Source organism: Pseudomonas sp. PDM22 (assembly GCF_014851965.1).
In the GTDB taxonomy this organism is placed as follows: domain Bacteria; phylum Pseudomonadota; class Gammaproteobacteria; order Pseudomonadales; family Pseudomonadaceae; genus Pseudomonas.
In genome coordinates this window covers 1-1,673 of sequence record NZ_JACVAR010000019.1, presented here as the reverse complement: position 1 = coordinate 1,673, position 1,673 = coordinate 1, and the positions used below count along the sequence as shown (strand labels likewise).

The window sequence follows — 1,673 nt, the reverse complement described above, 5'->3', positions numbered from 1 at the left end:
CCCAGGCTGTGTGAAAACGTCGTCCTCGCCTAGAGTTGCTGGAGCAACGTCAGCGGGGGCGGCGTATGAAGCGATTCATCGAAGAGGTGAGCCGAGCACAGGTCAGCTTGCTTCCCGAATGCCTGGATGATTTTGTCGCCGAAGACAACCCGATCCGCGTGGTCGAAGCCTTCGTCGAGCAACTCGATCTGGTGGCCCTGGAGTTCAATGGGGCCACTCCTGCCGTAACTGGTCGACCGTCCTATCACCCTGCCGTGATGTTGAAGGTCTACCTCTACGGCTACCTCAACCGCATTCAATCCAGCCGTCGCCTGGAGCGCGAATGCCAGCGCAACCTCGAGCTGATGTGGCTGACTGGGCGACTGGCTCCGGACTTCAAAACCATTGCCGACTTCCGGCGTGACAACGGCAGAGCCATTCGCAATGTCTGCCGGCAGTTCGTCGTGCTGTGTCGCCAACTCGACTTGTTCTCCCAGTCGCTGGTGGCCATCGACGGCAGCAAGTTCAAAGCGGTCAACAACCGTGATCGCAACTTCACCCACGGCAAGCTGCGCGCCCGGATGGAACAGATTGAAAAAAGCATCGACCGCTATCTGGCAGCGATGGACACCGCCGACCGAACTCAATCCAATGTCGCCGAAGCCAAGGCCAGCGGCCTCCAGAACAAAATCAAGAAACTCCGCCAGCAGATGCAGGCGCTCAAGGAGATGGAGCAGCAGCTACGCGAAGCACCGGATGGACAAGTCTCGCTCACCGATCCGGATGCACGCTCCATGGCTACCAGCGGCAAAGGCACCGGCATAGTCGGCTACAACGTGCAGACGGCGGTCGATGCCCGGCACCACCTGATCGTTTCGCACGAAGTCACCAACGTCGGCCATGACCGTGCAGCGCTCGCCACGATGGCCGAGCAGGCTCGCGAAGCCACCGGATCTGAACGCCTTAGCGTCGTTGCCGACCGAGGCTACTTCAGCGGGGTGGAAATCCTGGCGTGCGAGCAGGCGGGCATTACCCCCTTCGTGCCCAAGCCGATGACCTCCAGCAGCAAGGCGGAAGGGCGTTTTGGTAAGCAGGACTTCGTCTACATAGCCACTGATGATGAGTACCAATGTCCTGCTGGGCAGCGTGCAATCAAGCGCTTCTCGACGGTGGAAGATGGCCTCGAGCTGGATGCTTACTGGAGTTCTGCCTGCCCGAGCTGCCCGATACGCAGCAGCTGCACCACGAGCAGTTACCGTCGACTCAAGCGTTGGCGGCACGAAGCAATCCTGGAAGCCATGCAGCAACGGCTGGATCGCGAACCAGAGATGATGAGCGTGCGCCGACAGACCGTGGAGCACCCGTTTGGCACGCTCAAACATTGGATGGGCGCGACGCACTTCCTGACCCGAACGCTGCCCCGAGTCAGCACGGAAATGAGCCTGCATGTGCTGGCCTACAACCTCAAACGGCTGATGAGCATCTTCGGCGTTGCCGGTGCGATGGAGGCACTGCGGGCCTGAGGCCTGCCATTTTCCTCCGGCTCTCCACCACAAACTGCCGTAGATAGCCCCAGAAGACTCTGGCAGCGGCTAACAGCCTGTGGTCGATATCGTCGCATGCACCTTCGGGGCTCAATTCCAAATGCACCTCTGGTGTAAGCCCTTTGCTGTTTTCACACAGCCTGGACCCAT

At 60.0% G+C, this 1,673-nt stretch carries 1 protein-coding gene; it reads left to right on the top strand.

The window, feature by feature from the left end; translation table 11 throughout:
- Positions 1-65 precede the first annotated feature (65 nt).
- The gene (locus IB255_RS30440; protein WP_192211276.1) at positions 66-1,502 is read left to right on the top strand and encodes an IS1182 family transposase; all 1,437 of its coding nucleotides are present in this window, start codon (positions 66-68) and stop codon (positions 1,500-1,502) included.
- Positions 1,503-1,673 lie beyond the last annotated feature (171 nt).

What these genes read in the sequence shown, in the direction of transcription:
- IB255_RS30440 (WP_192211276.1), top strand. Translation starts at nt 66, where the DNA reads ATGAAGCGATTCATCGAAGAGGTGAGCCGAGCACAGGTCAGCTTGCTT.